Origin of the sequence: Mesorhizobium sp. M0862 (genome assembly GCF_040319795.1) — a bacterium.
Lineage (GTDB): Bacteria > Pseudomonadota > Alphaproteobacteria > Rhizobiales > Rhizobiaceae > Mesorhizobium.
Genome location: NZ_JAMYOJ010000003.1, coordinates 404,587 through 419,084 on the forward strand (window position 1 = coordinate 404,587; position 14,498 = coordinate 419,084).

Consider the following 14,498-nt stretch of genomic DNA (forward strand, 5'->3'; position numbering starts at 1 on the left):
GAAGGATTTCGACGGCAAATCTTTGCCGTCCTGCCGCTGGGGCAAGACTTGCACGGCCGCCGATAGTCGCAATAGATAGATGACACGCTGGATTTTCCGGGATCCGCGACATCGCTGCAGCGGAGGACGCCTCACCACATCGAGGCGGCGCAGCATGGAGCAGGCAACAGAACGACTTAGGGAGGCTAGAGGTGGCGAAAGCAACAAAGTCAACGGCCCCGGCGAAAGCAAAAGCGGCGAAAGCTTCAGAACCGGCCGCCGCTGCCGCCAAGTCGAAAGCGCCACCGGCCAAAGCCACTCCCGCCGTCAAGCCAACGGCAACCTCGACGCCGGCGAAGGCAAGCGCCAAGCCGGCAGCGAAACCTGCGGTCAACCGCGCTGCGAAGACAGCACCCGCTGCAAAGCCCGCCCAGCCGCCAGCCGCCAAGACAGCCGCGGCGAAGCCCGCCTCGAAGCCGTCGACGGGCGTGGCCAAAAAACTGCCGAATACGCTGACGGCGCTTGCCGCGGGCTTGCCGGAAAAGCCATGGCTAAAAAGCTATTCGAAAGTCGTGCCGGCGGAGATCGGCGCCCTGCCCTACAGTTCGATCGGCGACTTCCTCGTCGGCGCCTGCAAGCAGTTTTCCGGCCAGCCGGCATACGTCTGCATGGGCAAGTCGATCTCCTATGCCGAACTCGAGCGGCAATCGGCCGCCTTCGGCGCCTATTTGCAATTGAAGGGCCTGCAGAAGGGCGCACGCGTGGCGCTGATGATGCCGAATGTGCTGCAATATCCGGTGGCGATGATGGCCGTGCTTCGCGCCGGCTATGTCGTGGTGAACATCAATCCGCTCTACACGCCGCGCGAGCTCGAACATCAGCTCAAGGATTCCGGCGCGCAGGCGATCGTCATTCTGGAGAATTTCGCCAGCACCCTGGACGCGGTGATTGCCAGGACGGCGGTCAAGCATGTGGTGGTCGCGGCGATGGGCGACATGCTCGGCGGCCTCAAGGGCACGATCGTCAACCTGGTCGTGCGCCGGGTGAAAAAGATGGTGCCGGCCTGGTCGCTGCCCGACCATGTCAAGTTCAATGCGGCGGTGAAGGCCGGCGCCGGCATCGCCTTCAAGCCGGCCAAGATGGAAGCCAGCGACGTCGCCTTCCTGCAATATACAGGCGGCACCACGGGGATTTCCAAAGGTGCTGTGCTGCTGCACTCCAATGTGCTGTCCAATGTCGCGCAGAACACGCTGTGGCTGCAGGACGCCTATGCGATCAAGCCGAAACCGGCGCATCTCAATTTCATTTGCGCACTGCCGCTCTACCATATCTTCGCGCTGACGGTGAACGCGCTGATGGGCATGCAGCAGGGCGCCCAGAACGTGCTCGTTCCCAACCCGCGCGACATTCCCGGCTTCGTCAAGGAGCTGCAGAAATACCCGATGCACATTTTCCCCGGCCTCAACACGCTGTTCAACGCGCTGCTCAACAACGAGGATTTCCGCAAGCTCGACTTCAAGCCGCTGATCATGACGCTGGGTGGTGGCATGGCGGTGCAGAAGGGGGTTGCCGAGCGCTGGAAGGCGCTGACCGGCAATTCGATCACCGAGGGCTACGGGCTGTCGGAGACCTCGCCGGTGGCGACCGCCAACAAGTTCAGCGACAGCAATTTCACCGGCACGATCGGCCTGCCGCTGCCGTCGACCGAGATCGTCATCCGCGACGATGACGGCAACAACCTGCCGCTCGGCGAGGTCGGCGAGATCTGCATTCGCGGGCCGCAGGTCATGGCCGGTTACTGGAACCGGCCGGACGAGACCGCCAAGGTGATGACCAAGGACGGGTTTTTCAAATCCGGCGACATGGGCTTCATGGACGAGCGCGGCTACACCAAGATCGTCGACCGCAAGAAGGACATGATCCTGGTCTCCGGCTTCAACGTCTACCCCAACGAACTCGAGGAAGTCGTCGCCCAGCATCCGGGCGTGCTCGAAGTGGCGGCGGTCGGCGTGCCGGACGAGCATTCGGGCGAAGTGCCGAAGCTGTTCATCGTCAAGAAGGATCCGGCGCTGACCGTTGAGGCAATCACTGCGTATTGTCGCGAGAACCTGACCGGCTACAAGCGGCCGAAATACATCGAGTTCAGGACCGAGCTGCCGAAGACGCCGGTGGGCAAGATTTTGCGCCGGGCGCTGCGGGAATAATTTGAACGGCGAGCCTGGCGACGGCGGGATGGCGGACGATAGTCGGCGTCCCGATGCAGTAGTGTTCATCAAGGCGAACCTGCGGCTTGCGCCCGTTCCCGCGCTCCCTGAAATCCAGCTCTATACGGCTCATTCCGGCAGCGGCCTGAGGCGGCTTGTCGAGTGGCGAGCTCATGGACCGGAAGACGGCAGCCAGACCGAGGAGCACGAAGCTGAGCCGCAGCCGCCCTACTGGGCCTATGCCTGGGCCGGCGGCGCCGTGCTGGCGCGCTATATACTCGACCATCCGCAAATCGTGGCCGGTCACCGCGTGCTCGACCTCGGCGCCGGCTCGGGCCTCGTCGGCATCGCCGCCGCCAAGGCCGGCGCCAGCGCGGTGATCGCCGCCGAGAGCGATCGCAACGGCGTCGCCGCGATCGGCCTCAACGCGTTGGCCAACGGCGTCGAGATCACCATTGTCGACCAGGATATCACCACGGGCCCGCCGCCAGCGGTCGATCTCGTGCTTGCCGGCGACGTGTTCTACGGCCGCGAGGTTGCTCTGCGGGTGATCCCGTTCCTCGACCGCTGCCTGGCAGCCGGCATCGAGGTGCTGGTCGGCGATCCCCGCCGCGCCGATCTGCCGCTGTCGCGGCTACGATTGCTCGCCGAATATCAGGTGCCGGATTTCGGCGACGCAAAGGGTGATTTGACCAAGCCGAGCGGTGTGTTTTGGTTCGAGCCGGAAGATTGCTAGCGCGACGCGGCAAAGCCCAGTCGCTCTGAATGGCCGGATTCTACTCATTGTGGACAAACCTCAAGGGGCAGAAAATAGATTGGATTAGCCGTTGATAGGAGAAGTCGAATGGCGTGGATTAAAGTTGTTCAACGTATCGGCTTCATAGTTTGCCCAAAGTGCGAAAATCGCGGCTTCGAGCTTCAGCCTGGCGAAGACATCGATAACGCAAGCGCCAAGATCAGGTGCGGCAGATGCGGGTACGTTTGCTCTGCTGATGAGTAGCCCACTATGTCCGAAAACAAACCAGAAGCTCCATAGTTTCATGGCTGCTTCCCCCAACTCGGCCATTGGCGGGGAAATCCCGAGCCGAATTGAGTTTGCCCCAGGCCCCCGTCAGACCGTCTCCTTGACCCGCGCCGACAGAAAGTCCGGCAAGTCGGCAACCGAATCCAGAACGACATCGGCGATCGACGCCAGCGATTCCCGCGTGCCGGTGCCGGAGAGCACGCCGACCGCCAGGCCGCAGCCGCCGGCACGCGCCATCTCCAGGTCGTGGCGGTTGTCGCCGACCATGGCGATCTCGGACGCCTTCAACCCGGTCAGGTCGCAAAAGGCGACGATCGTGTCCGGCGCCGGTTTCGGATTGGCGACCGCGTCATAGCCATAGGCGGCGGTGAACAGCTGCGCGACGCCGAGCGTGACCATGGTCTTTTCGGCACCGGCAGTCGAATCATTGGTGGCGACGCCGAGCCGGTAGGATCGCTTGTGCAGAGCCGTCAGCGCCGCGACGATGCCGGGCAAGGCCACCGCCATCGATGAGCCTTGCACCGAGGTGATCTCGTTGAAACGGGCGACGGCCAGCATCTGGTCCTCGTCGGACAGGCGCGGGAACCATAGTTCGACGACATCCATGTTGGTGCCCGAGGCGAAGATGGAATCCGGCTTGAAACGCTTGGCGACAAAATCGAAGCCCGCCGCTGAAAGCAGCCTGTCGGCTTTCCAGCGATCGCCCTCGGCAGCATCCATGGCCATGAAATCGGCGATGCCGAGCCAGGTCGCGTTGAAATCGACAAGCGTGCCGTCCTTGTCGAACAATATGCCCTTGATGTCGGCCGGATTTTTCATTGCGCCCCCCGCAGTTGCTGGATGCGCGCCACCAGCCCGGCCGTCGATGCGTCGCGCTTGGCGGCGCTCTCCTTGCCTTCCACGACTGGCAACAGGCCGGTCGCCAGCTCCTTGCCGAGCTCGACGCCCCATTGGTCGAAGGAATTGATGTTGAACAGAGTGCCTTCGACGAAGACGCGGTGCTCGTAAAGCGCGATCAGCCGGCCGAAGGTGCGCGGGTCGAGCTTGCGGTAGAGGATCGTCACCGAGGGGCGGTTGCCGGAGAAGACGCGGTGCGGGGCTATTCTGTCGACATCGGCCGGCTTCATGCCCTTGGCCAGCATCTGCGCGCGAGCCTCGTCCAGCGTGCGGCCCTTCATCAACGCTTCCGATTGGGCCAGGCAATTGGCAAGCAGTAGATCGTGCTGGTGCTTCAGATCCGGCTCATGGCCGACGGCAGCGGCAAGGAACTCGACCGGGATGGAATCGGTGCCCTGGTGCAGCAGCTGGAAGAAGGCGTGCTGGCCATTGGTGCCGGGCTCGCCCCAGACCAGCGGTCCGGTCGGCGTCGTCACCGGCGTGCCGTCGAGGGTGACGCCCTTGCCGTTCGATTCCATGTCGAGCTGCTGCAGATAGGCCGGCAGCCTGGAAAGGCGCTGGTCATAAGGGATGACCGCACGCGCCGGATAACCGCAGATCACGCGATGCCACCAGCCGACCAGCCCCAGCAGCGCCGGCAGGTTCTTCTGCAGGGGTGCGGTGCGGAAGTGCTCGTCCATCTCATGCGCGCCATCGAGGAAGGCGCGGAAGTTGCGCGGGCCGATGGCGATCATCACCGGCAGGCCGATGGCGCCCCACAGCGAATAGCGGCCGCCGACCCAGTCCCAGAAGCCGAACACGCGATCCGCTTCGATGCCGAACTTGGAAACCAGGTCGAGCGCGGTCGAGACGGCGGCGAAATGCTTGCCGACAGCTTCCTTGCCGAGCGCCTTCTGCACCCATTCGCGCGCCGTCTCGGCATTGGTCATCGTCTCGACCGTGGTGAAGGTCTTCGAGGCGATGATGAACAGGGTGGTTTCGGCCGACAGGCCCTTCAGCGTGTCGTGGATATGGGCGCCGTCGATGTTGGAGACGTAGTGCGCGCGCGGGCCGTCGTGATAGGGCGCCAGCGCCAGCGTCGCCATGGCCGGGCCGAGATCGGAGCCGCCAATGCCGATGTTGACAATGTCGGTGATTTTCTTGCCGGTGGCGCCGGCGGCCTTGCCGGAGCGAATGGCGTCGGCGAAAGCGCCCATGGCGTCGAGCACGGACAGCACATCCGCCTTGACGTCCTGGCCATCGACGGTGACGCCCTTGCCCGAGAGGTTGCGCAGCGCCGTGTGCAGCACGGCGCGGTCTTCGGTGATGTTGATTTTCTTGCCGGAAAACATTGCGGCGCGGCGACCTTCGAGATCGGCGGCGGCGGCGAGCTTCTCGAGCAGTTCCATCGTGCCCTGGTCGACCGCGCATTTCGACCAGTCGAGCAAAAGGTCGCCGTCGCTGGCCGAGAACGTCTCGAAGCGCTTGGGGTCGGCGGCAAAAGCCTCGCGCATCGTACCCGATGCCGCCGCGCGCGCAGCACGCAAGGCGACAAGCTGTTTGTCGAAGGAGGAATGATCCACTTTCGGCTCCTGATCGTTTTTCACGACATCTTATCAGACCGGATGTTTCCGGCGCGTGTCGTCGCGCTGATCTTATTGAGCCGAATTCCGCATGTTTCAATGCGTGGGGATGACGCAGTGCAGCATAGTGCGATGTGATGGAGCTATGACGCTGCGCGCCGCGCTGGATGATTTGATGGGAGTAGCGACGACGCTGCGCGTCGCGCTGGGGATAATGAGGCGCGACGACGCTTCGCATCGCGCGGGCGTCCGCGCTGCGGGATGACGCAAGCGTCACCCGGGGATGAGACGACGCTGCGCGTCGCGCATAGATCACTGGCATAAATCCCAGCGATCAGAAAAATTGATTGGCGCAACCCCTTGTGCCACGGTTACCTTCCGCTGGTCCAGCCAAGCAAAAAAGACTGGCCATCGAGGAACACCTTCCATGCCACAGCGTAACGACACGGCCATATGGTCCGGCCTGTTCCGGATTTCGGCGGAATCGGGCCAGACCCTGCAGGCGCAGATCCGTCAGGCGATCGTCGCCGCCATTCTCGACCGGCAGATCGCCGCTTCGATGCCGCTTCCGTCCTGCCGCATCCTGGCTGAAAAACTCGGCGTCGCGCGCGGCACTGTGGTGCTGGCGTTCCAGCAATTGGTCGACCAAGGTTTCCTGGTGGCGCGCGAACGGCGCGGCCATTTCGTCAATCCGGATGTGCTGGCCACCCCCGCCAAGCCGCACCAGAAGGCGCCCGACCAGCAGAACGAGATCGACTGGAAGGCACGCCGGCAGATCGCCGCCAGCGACATGCCGCCACCGGCCAAGCACGACAACTGGATCAAGTCCTCCTACCCCTTCGTCTACGGCCAGTTCGACCCGGCGCTGTTCCCGACAGCCGAATGGCGTGAGTGCAACCGCATGGCGCTGGCCGTGCTCGAAATCCGCAACTGGGCCTCCGACATGGTCGATCGTGACGATCCGCTCTTGATCGAGCAGATCCAGGCGCGGCTGTTGCCGCGGCGCGGCATCTTCGCCAATCCGGACGAGATCATCGTCACGCTGGGCGCCCAGAACGCGCTCTATATGCTGGCGACACTGCTGATGACAAAGGGCTCCAAGGTCGCGATGGAAGACCCGGGATACCCCGACGCGCGCTCGATCTTCCGCTTGGCAGGCGCCGAAATCCAGCCGGTTCCGGTCGATCAGTCCGGCATCGTCACCTCGTCCATTCCCAACGATTCCGGCTTTGTCTTCGTCACCCCCAGCCACCACTGCCCGACCATGGTGCCGCTGTCGGCGGAGCGGCGGCAGGACCTTCTGGCGCGCGCCAACCGCCACAACCAGATCATCATCGAGGACGGCTATGACAGCCAGCTTCTCGACGAGGCGCCGCAGCAGGCGCTGAAGAGCCTCGATCGCTCGGGTCGCGTCGTCTATGTCGGCTCGATGTCGAAGACGCTGGCTCCGGGCCTACGGCTTGGCTACATCGTCGCTTCGGCTGGACTAATCTCCGAGCTCAGGGCGCTGCGCCGCTTCATGCTCAGGCACCCGCCGGCCAACAACCAGCGCGCGGTTGCGCTGTTCCTGTCGCTCGGCCATCACGAAGCCCTGGTGCGGCGGCTGTCGTCGGCCTTCGACGAGCGGCGCAAGCGTCTGGTCCATGCGATTTCCGCATTCCTGCCGGAATGGCGCTCGACCGATTCCGCCGGCGGCACATCGCTCTGGCTGGAAGGCCCGCGCGGCACCGATTCACGTGGACTGGCCGAGGCCGCGGCGTCGCGCAGCGTCATAATCGAGCCCGGCGATCGTTTCTTCGATCGCACCGAAAAGCCGTCGCGTTTCATGCGCTTGGGCATTTCCTCGATCGCATTGCAGCACATCGAGCCGGGTATTCGCGAGCTCGCGACCGCAGCCGGACGCAGGCCCGCGGCAGCCTGATTTGCCTGTGCCGGAGCTTTGAACAGCCCCGGCCCTTGGCATGATCACCAACATTCTGCATTAGCTCTCTGGCATACTCGGCTGCGTTGACTGGCCCATAGGCTGGGCCAATGGCAACGGCATAGTCGGCTGACAGAGGGACGAAGCAAGCCGACGGTGGACCAATCATCGCGTCGTGTTTCGCAAACTAAAGGTGGAGTGCCCCCATGTCAGTGGCTGTTGAGAAGCAGGATGCGGCTCCTAAAGATGCATCAGCCGACCAGCGTTCGCGCCGATCCGGCGGGCGCGAAGCGCGCCGCGCCATGCGGGCCGCACCGCTTGCCGACGATATCCGGCCGGTGCGCGCCGGCCTCGAAGGCGGCAGCTACGGGCCGCTCAACCAGAACGACCAGGAACGCATCCATGAAGCGGTGCTGACGCTACTGGAGACCGTCGGCTTCGCCAATGCCATTCCCTCCTGCATCGAGGCTCTGACCGGGGTCGGCGCCGTCTATGGCGATGACGGCCGCGTCCGTTTCCCACGTGGGCTTGTGATGGACACGATCAGACGAGCCGCGAGGAATTTTACGCTGCACGGCCAGGACCCCAGGCATGACATGCTGATCCAGGGCAAGCGCGTGCATTACGGCACGGCGGGTGCGGCGGTGCATCTGGTCGATGTCGAAAAGCGCGAATACCGCGAGTCGCTGGTGCAGGACATTTATGATGCCGCCCGCCTCGTCGAAGGGCTCGACAACATCCATTTCTTCCAGCGACCGATGGTGCCGCGCGACATTCCCGATCCGCTCGAAATGGACTTCAACACGCTCTACGCTTGCGTGATGGGGACGTCGAAGCATGTCGGCACCTCGTTCACGGTGCGCGAGAACGTGCAGCCGGCGCTGGAAATGCTTTATGCGATCGCCGGCAGCGAGGAGAACTTTCGCGCCCGGCCGTTCGTGTCGAACTCCAATTGCTTCGTCGTGCCGCCGATGAAGTTTGCCGAGGACGCCTGCGGCGTGCTCGAAGCCTGCGTCGAAGGCGGCATTCCGATCCTGCTTCTATCGGCCGGCCAAGCCGGCGCCACCGCACCGGCGGCAATTGCCGGCGCTGTGGTGCAAGCGGTGGCCGAAGTGCTGGTCGGCCTCATCTACGTCAACGCCATCAAGCCCGGGCATCCGGCGATCTTCGGCACCTGGCCGTTCGTCTCCGACCTCAGGACCGGCGCCATGTCGGGCGGCTCGGCCGAGCAGGCAGTGTTGACTTCGGCCTGTGCGCAGATGGCGCAGTTCTACGATCTGCCGGGCGGTTCGGCCGCCGGCATGACGGATTCGAAACTGCCCGACATCCAGTCCGGCTATGAAAAGGGCATCACCGATGTGATGGCCGGTCTTGCCGGCCTCAATCTGGTCTATGAATCGGCGGGCATGCACGCCTCGCTGCTCGGCTTTTGCCTGGAGAGCCTGATCATAGACAATGACATGCTGGGCCACTGCCTGCGCTGCGTGCGGGGCATCGAAGTGACCGACGAAGCGCTGTCGATCGACACCATCACCGAAGTCTGCATGAATGGCCCAGGCCACTATCTCGGCAACGAGCAGACGCTGCGCCTGATGCAGACCGAGTATTTTTATCCGGCCGTCGGCGACCGCTTTTCGCCCAAGGAATGGAACGAGAAGGGCCGGCCCGACATCTTGCAGCGGGCGATCATCGAAAAGAAGCGCGTGCTTGCCGAGCGCTTCCCGCGCCATGTGCCGAAGCTGCTCGACGACAAATTGCGTGCCCGCTTCGGCGAGATGATCAAGCTGCCACGCAGCGGCATGGGCGGGTAAGCTTCACCTTACGAAGGTCAGTCCGCACTTAGCCCAAAGCGCTCGACGACTTCGGCGCTGATCAGCTTGCCATGCAGCGCCATCAGCACGATCTGGGCATCCAGGCTGTCGCCGGTTTCAAGCGCTGCCTCGATGCGGCGCTCAGCGTCCAGCCGCCGCTCCGGCCCATTGGCCTGCTCAAAGGTTTGTGGGCCTGCGATGCAATAACCAAACAGCTGCGCCACGGACCGATAAGCCTCTGGCGGGGGCTCGTCCGGCCAGTGATCCTTCATCAGATTGACGATGGTGAGCTTTACTCCCTCTGGCACCAGTGCCGGGTGAAGGTCGGCGCCGCGCAGCGCGTTGTCCAGTTCCCGCAAGTCACCCGAGCGGCCGAACATGCCGAGGAAACCGAGGGAAGAGCGCCGTTTAGTCACGTTGATACTTTCCGTCCGATAGCCGACCATTCATATGGGAACGTAGGATCGCTTTTCATCGCCTTTCCGGAGTCTCAGGCAAACCAGGCGTCGAGCCCGAATTCCCGCTGCAACAGGTCTTCCGCACTTTCCAGCGCGCCCTCGATCCAGCCGTGATTGTTGGACCACGCTTCGCCACAGACATGAATGCCCGGAGCGAGCGTATGGCTCGCCGGTTTTATACCGGAGATATCTATGCCACGGTCCCAGACATGCGACGCGCCGCCATAGGCCGGCGCACCCCAATCCTGCGCAAACCCGCCGATGGGTTTCGAGATGGCGCCGTGTTTGCCATGGACTTCGACCATCTGGCCGTGAAAGGCCTCCAGCGCGGAATGTCCCTCGGCCAAAACCGCAAAACCGTGGCGCCGAGCGAGCTCAGGCAGCAGTGAGCGCCAGAATACCATGTGCCTGCCATCGCAATAGGCCATGGCGACGCTCCGACGAATCGTCGCGTCGCGAGCGTCCGCTTTTGTGAACTGCCATATCTGGCGAGCCGGCAGATCGGTCACGCTGTGGCCGGCCGCGATGCCGTTTCGAGCCCACCACGGGCTGGCATAGCAGGCGGCCAGCGTGAGCATCGGCCAGGGTTCCGGTGCCGGCAGATCGCTGGGCTGCTCGATGCCGGACTTTTCCAGCAGGGTCCGCAGGGGGCGGACCGGTAACGCCAGCACGACCTTGCGCGCCTCGACCGTCCCGCCCTGCCCCTCGACAGACAAGACCATCCCTTGCGCCGAGCGGGCGATGGCGGTCACGGTGTGATCGAGATGGACGGCGCCGCCGCTGACAGCGATCCGCCCGGCCATTCGCTCCGCAACCGGCTGGAACCCGCCATCGGGGGAACAATAGGAGCGGCCGCCGCTCAGCTCGCCGAGCGCAAGCCTGAACGTCTCGGCGGCGTTGGGTCCACGCAGGAGCAACGAATAGCCCACCGCGTCCTCGGCAAAAGCCATTTCCTCCGGGGTCAAGACCGTCGCCAGCACATCCCAAGTCGCCCAATCCGCCAGCTTGCGGCCGCGATAAACGAAGCCTGCGGCGCCGTTCCATTCGGCGCTGCCGAAGGCCTCCGAACCCGGCAGGATCAGTGCTGCCGCCTTTCGCAGCAGGCGGGACGGGCCTTTTTCCTGCAGCCGACGCGTCACGTCATAGGCAAACAGGCGGCGCGGCGCAAAGCGCGATATAGCGGCGTAGGGCAGGCTCCTACCGCGCAGATGGAGCCGGTTGGCGCCGGTGACGACGTCCATACCCGACAGCTTTACATCCAGCGTCGCCATGAGTTTTTTGAGTAGCCGATGTTGCGGCATCAGCATCATCGCGCCGAGATCGATGCCGAAGTTCGGCTCTCCGGGAAATGAGACCGTGGAGGCCCGACCGCCGACGCGACCGGCGGATTCGAAAACAGCGATCCTTGCGGGCTTTTCACTTTGGGACAAGCGCCACGCCAGGAAGAGACCGGCCATGCCCGCGCCGACAATAGCAATGTCGACCGGGGCAATGTCGATCGGGCTAGGCGGCAAGGATACGCCCGTGGCGGAAAACCATCATCATGGACGACTCTCTGGACCCCCTTGATTTCGTGTCAAAAAACCCGAAACTGACGAGGACTGCAATGTCATACTGACAGGTGGGATCAGTTGGCGTGCGAGCAGTGATCTAAACGGGCAACGGGTCCTATGAAGAAACAGTATCACACACCAGTCATCCGCAAGGCAGGACGACTCTCCGGCATCACAGCCATCGCCGCTTCGTCCGGCCCGCCTCCACCCTGAGGCCGCCATCCAAACAAGCTTACGCCAAGGCTTTCATGCCGGCCCGATCAGGCCGGCATTTTCATATCAAGCGGGTGCTCAGTGGTTGTCCCTCGGCACGCCGCTGGTATGGGCGACGTCCTGGTATTTCACCGCCGGCTTCAGCACCATGCCCTCCGAGAACTGGTCGACCATGGAGCGCTGGATCTCCTGCCATGGCGTCTGATGCTTGGGATAATGATAGCCGCCATCGACCTGCAGTTCGGCACGGCGGCGCGTGATTTCCTCGTCGGTGACGAGGATGTTGGCAGTGCCTTTCCGTAAATCGATGCGCACACGGTCGCCGGTCTTGAGCAGCGCCAGGCCGCCGCCAATGGCGGCTTCCGGCGAAGCGTTGAGGATAGAGGGCGAGCCCGATGTGCCCGACTGGCGGCCATCGCCGATGCAGGCCAGCGCGTGAATGCCCTTCTTGATGAGATAGGCGGGCGGCTGCATGTTGACCACCTCGGCGCCGCCGGGATAGCCGATCGGGCCGGCCCCGCGCATGAACAGGATGGTGTGCTCGTCGATGCCTTGCGCCGGATCGTCGATGCGGGCGTGGTAGTCCTCCGGACCGTCAAAGACCATGGCGTTGCCTTCGAAGGCTTCCGGGTCGTTCGGGTTGGAGAGATAGCGCTCGCGGAATTCCGGCGAGATGCCGCTCATCTTCATGATTGCGGAATCGAACAGATTGCCGCTGAGATTGATGAAGCCGGCATTGGCCTTCAGCGGCTCGGCGACGGTGCGGATGACGTCGGTGTTCTCGTTGGCGACACCCTTGCAATTGTCACCGATAGTCTTGCCATTGACGGTCATCGCTTCGGGATAAGGCAGCAGCTTGGCCTTCATCAACTCGGCCACCACAGCCGGCACGCCGCCGGCATGGTGATAGTCTTCGCCGAGATATTCGCCCGATGGCTGCAGATTGACGATGAGCGGCACATGGAGGCCGACCGTCTGCCAGTCGTCATTGGTGAGCGGCACGCCGAGATGACGGGCAATCGCGTTGAGGTGGATCGGGGCATTGGTCGAGCCGCCAATCGCCGAATTGACGACAATGGCGTTCTCGAAGGCCTTGCGCGTCATGATGTCGGACGGCTTCAGATCCTCATGCACCATCTCGACGATGCGCTTGCCGGTCTCATAGGAGATCTGGCCGCGCTCGCGGTAGGGTGCGGGAATGGCGGCCGAACCCGGCAATTGCATGCCGAGCGCCTCTGCCAGCGAGTTCATCGTGGTGGCGGTGCCCATGGTGTTGCAATAGCCGGTCGACGGCGCCGATGAGGCGACGATGTCCATGAACTCGTCATAGTCAATCTCGCCGGCGGAGAGCCGCTGGCGCGATTCCCAGACGATGGTGCCGGATCCCGTGCGCTTGCCTTTGTGCCAGCCATTGAGCATCGGTCCGACCGAAAGTGCTATGGCCGGAATATTGACGGTGGCCGCCGCCATCAGCAGCGCCGGCGTGGTTTTGTCGCAGCCGATGGTCAGCACGACGCCGTCGAGCGGATAGCCGTAAAGCACTTCGACCAGGCCGAGATAGGCAAGGTTGCGGTCCAGTGCCGCGGTCGGGCGCTTGCCGGTCTCCTGGATCGGATGGCACGGGAATTCGAAGGGGATGCCGCCCATCGAGACGATGCCTTCGCGCACGCGCTTGGCGAGTTCGATATGATGGCGGTTGCATGGCGACAGATCCGAGCCGGTCTGGGCGATGCCGATCAGCGGCTTGCCCGACATCAGCTCGGCCCGCGTCAGGCCGTAGTTCAGGTAGCGCTCGAGGTAGAGCGCGGTCATGCCTGGATTGTCGGGATTGTCGAACCACTCCTGCGAGCGAAACTTCTTCTTTCCGGTGGGGGCGCCTGCCATCATGGTCTCCGTATTTGTAAGACAAATCGATATGGCAACGCGCGGAAGCAGGCAAGAGGGCGCACCGTCGCAACCGGACTTTGGTGCGATAGACACAGACCAGACCGTGCGTTAGGCCTTCGAAGTCTGTCCGGGAGGTGTCGATGGCTTTGGTGATCGAAGGCGAGGAACGCATTGCCGCCCCCCTGCAGAAAGTGTGGGACGCGCTGAACGATCCGAAGGTTTTGCAGGCGACCATTCCCGGCTGCCAGCACCTGGAGATGAAATCGCCGACCGAAATGGCGGCGACGGTGGTGTTGAAGATCGGACCGATCAAGGCGACATTCAACGGCGAGGTGACGTTGAAGAACCTGAAGCCGCCGCACTCCTACACCATCCAGGGCGAGGGCAAGGGCGGTATTGCCGGCTTCGCCAAGGGTGGCGCCGACGTGACGCTGACGGCGGACGGGCCGGATGCGACGGTCCTCAAATACTTTGCCAAAGCCGAAGTCGGCGGCAAGATCGCCCAACTCGGCAGCCGGCTGATCGAATCGACTTCGAAGAAGCTGGCCGGGCAGTTTTTTTCAAGCTTTGGCGAGAAGGTGGGCTCCCCTCCCCCTTGAGGGGAGGGTGCCTCGTTGTCCGAACCGGATAGATAGGTAACAGAATGGACCGATAGCATGGGTGACAGTTTTCTTGTCCGCCGGAGGACCGGCGATGGTTTGGCGAGAGACTGGCATCATGGACGAGCGGCTACGGTTTGTTGTGGAGTGTCTTTCTGGGGATGAGACGATGGTTGCGCTTTGTGCGGCCTACGGGATCTCACGCAAGAACGGCTACAAATGGCTAGGACGCTATCGGACGTTTGGGCCTGAGGGTTTGCACGACCTGCCGCGAGCCCCGCTCAATCATGGCCGGGCGACAGCTCAGGATCTGGTTGAGCGGATTGTGGCGGCCAAGGAGCTGCATCCGCTTTGGGGTCCAAAGAAGATCGTGGCACGGCTCAGGCGCAC

The 14,498-nt window shown here is 63.3% G+C and carries 12 protein-coding genes; 6 read left to right on the forward strand and 6 right to left on the reverse strand.

What is annotated here, in order from left to right; translation table 11 throughout:
- Positions 1 to 191: 191 nt before the first annotated feature.
- Both NKI15_RS07035 and NKI15_RS07040 read left to right on the forward strand, forming a co-directional pair.
- Positions 192 to 2,183: a long-chain fatty acid--CoA ligase gene (locus NKI15_RS07035; RefSeq protein WP_352885938.1), complete on the forward strand. Its 1,992-nt coding sequence runs from the start codon at positions 192 to 194 to the stop codon at positions 2,181 to 2,183.
- A 28-nt stretch (positions 2,184 to 2,211) separates the two neighbouring features.
- The gene (locus NKI15_RS07040) at positions 2,212 to 2,919 is read left to right on the forward strand and encodes a class I SAM-dependent methyltransferase (RefSeq protein WP_027049319.1); all 708 of its coding nucleotides are present in this window, start codon (positions 2,212 to 2,214) and stop codon (positions 2,917 to 2,919) included.
- Positions 2,920 to 3,003: 84 nt separating this feature from the next.
- Here the strand turns inward: NKI15_RS07040 and NKI15_RS07045 are convergent, their stop codons facing one another.
- The 3 genes from NKI15_RS07045 to pgi all read right to left on the reverse strand — a co-directional run bounded on the left by NKI15_RS07045 (position 3,004) and on the right by pgi (position 5,666).
- Positions 3,004 to 3,225 carry a hypothetical protein gene (locus NKI15_RS07045; RefSeq protein ID WP_155922478.1) on the reverse strand — a complete coding sequence of 74 codons (222 nt, stop codon included), beginning with the start codon at positions 3,223 to 3,225 and terminating at the stop codon, positions 3,004 to 3,006.
- A gap of 69 nt (positions 3,226 to 3,294) precedes the next feature.
- Complete coding sequence (locus NKI15_RS07050) at positions 3,295 to 4,026, reverse strand: HAD family hydrolase (protein ID WP_023688783.1); 732 nt, start codon at positions 4,024 to 4,026, stop codon at positions 3,295 to 3,297.
- Complete coding sequence (pgi, locus tag NKI15_RS07055; RefSeq protein ID WP_023688784.1) at positions 4,023 to 5,666, reverse strand: glucose-6-phosphate isomerase; 1,644 nt, start codon at positions 5,664 to 5,666, stop codon at positions 4,023 to 4,025. Before pgi ends, NKI15_RS07050 begins: the two co-directional genes overlap by 4 nt.
- 427 nt (positions 5,667 to 6,093) lie before the next feature.
- Between pgi and pdxR the strand changes: the two genes are divergently transcribed.
- Together pdxR and NKI15_RS07065 are read left to right on the forward strand one after the other, a co-directional pair.
- Positions 6,094 to 7,587: a MocR-like pyridoxine biosynthesis transcription factor PdxR gene (gene pdxR, locus NKI15_RS07060; protein WP_023669484.1), complete on the forward strand. Its 1,494-nt coding sequence runs from the start codon at positions 6,094 to 6,096 to the stop codon at positions 7,585 to 7,587.
- Between the two features lie 206 nt (positions 7,588 to 7,793).
- Positions 7,794 to 9,398: a trimethylamine methyltransferase family protein gene (locus NKI15_RS07065; protein WP_023738153.1), complete on the forward strand. Its 1,605-nt coding sequence runs from the start codon at positions 7,794 to 7,796 to the stop codon at positions 9,396 to 9,398.
- A gap of 17 nt (positions 9,399 to 9,415) precedes the next feature.
- Here NKI15_RS07065 and NKI15_RS07070 read toward each other — a convergent pair whose 3' ends face one another.
- The 3 genes from NKI15_RS07070 to NKI15_RS07080 all read right to left on the reverse strand — a co-directional run bounded on the left by NKI15_RS07070 (position 9,416) and on the right by NKI15_RS07080 (position 13,506).
- Complete coding sequence (locus NKI15_RS07070; RefSeq protein WP_023738152.1) at positions 9,416 to 9,844, reverse strand: hypothetical protein; 429 nt, start codon at positions 9,842 to 9,844, stop codon at positions 9,416 to 9,418.
- Between the two features lie 44 nt (positions 9,845 to 9,888).
- On the reverse strand, positions 9,889 to 11,370 hold the full coding sequence (locus tag NKI15_RS07075; protein ID WP_352514507.1) for a flavin monoamine oxidase family protein: 1,482 nt from the start codon (positions 11,368 to 11,370) through the stop codon (positions 9,889 to 9,891).
- A 330-nt stretch (positions 11,371 to 11,700) separates the two neighbouring features.
- The gene (locus NKI15_RS07080; RefSeq protein ID WP_023806313.1) at positions 11,701 to 13,506 is read right to left on the reverse strand and encodes an IlvD/Edd family dehydratase; all 1,806 of its coding nucleotides are present in this window, start codon (positions 13,504 to 13,506) and stop codon (positions 11,701 to 11,703) included.
- A 143-nt stretch (positions 13,507 to 13,649) separates the two neighbouring features.
- Between NKI15_RS07080 and NKI15_RS07085 the strand changes: the two genes are divergently transcribed.
- Both NKI15_RS07085 and NKI15_RS07090 read left to right on the forward strand, forming a co-directional pair.
- Positions 13,650 to 14,108 carry an SRPBCC family protein gene (locus tag NKI15_RS07085; RefSeq protein ID WP_352514506.1) on the forward strand — a complete coding sequence of 153 codons (459 nt, stop codon included), beginning with the start codon at positions 13,650 to 13,652 and terminating at the stop codon, positions 14,106 to 14,108.
- A 94-nt stretch (positions 14,109 to 14,202) separates the two neighbouring features.
- The coding region (locus tag NKI15_RS07090) for a helix-turn-helix domain-containing protein (protein WP_352885940.1) at positions 14,203 to 14,498 on the forward strand (296 nt) is incomplete at its 3' end.

What these genes read in the sequence shown, in the direction of transcription:
- NKI15_RS07045 (WP_155922478.1), bottom strand. Translation starts at nt 3,225, where the DNA reads ATGAAACTATGGAGCTTCTGGTTTGTTTTCGGACATAGTGGGCTACTC.
- NKI15_RS07080 (WP_023806313.1), bottom strand. Translation starts at nt 13,506, where the DNA reads ATGGCAGGCGCCCCCACCGGAAAGAAGAAGTTTCGCTCGCAGGAGTGG.
- NKI15_RS07040 (WP_027049319.1), top strand. Translation starts at nt 2,212, where the DNA reads ATGGCGGACGATAGTCGGCGTCCCGATGCAGTAGTGTTCATCAAGGCG.
- NKI15_RS07050 (WP_023688783.1), bottom strand. Translation starts at nt 4,026, where the DNA reads ATGAAAAATCCGGCCGACATCAAGGGCATATTGTTCGACAAGGACGGC.
- NKI15_RS07070 (WP_023738152.1), bottom strand. Translation starts at nt 9,844, where the DNA reads ATGGTCGGCTATCGGACGGAAAGTATCAACGTGACTAAACGGCGCTCT.
- NKI15_RS07085 (WP_352514506.1), top strand. Translation starts at nt 13,650, where the DNA reads ATGGCTTTGGTGATCGAAGGCGAGGAACGCATTGCCGCCCCCCTGCAG.
- pdxR (WP_023669484.1), top strand. Translation starts at nt 6,094, where the DNA reads ATGCCACAGCGTAACGACACGGCCATATGGTCCGGCCTGTTCCGGATT.
- NKI15_RS07065 (WP_023738153.1), top strand. Translation starts at nt 7,794, where the DNA reads ATGTCAGTGGCTGTTGAGAAGCAGGATGCGGCTCCTAAAGATGCATCA.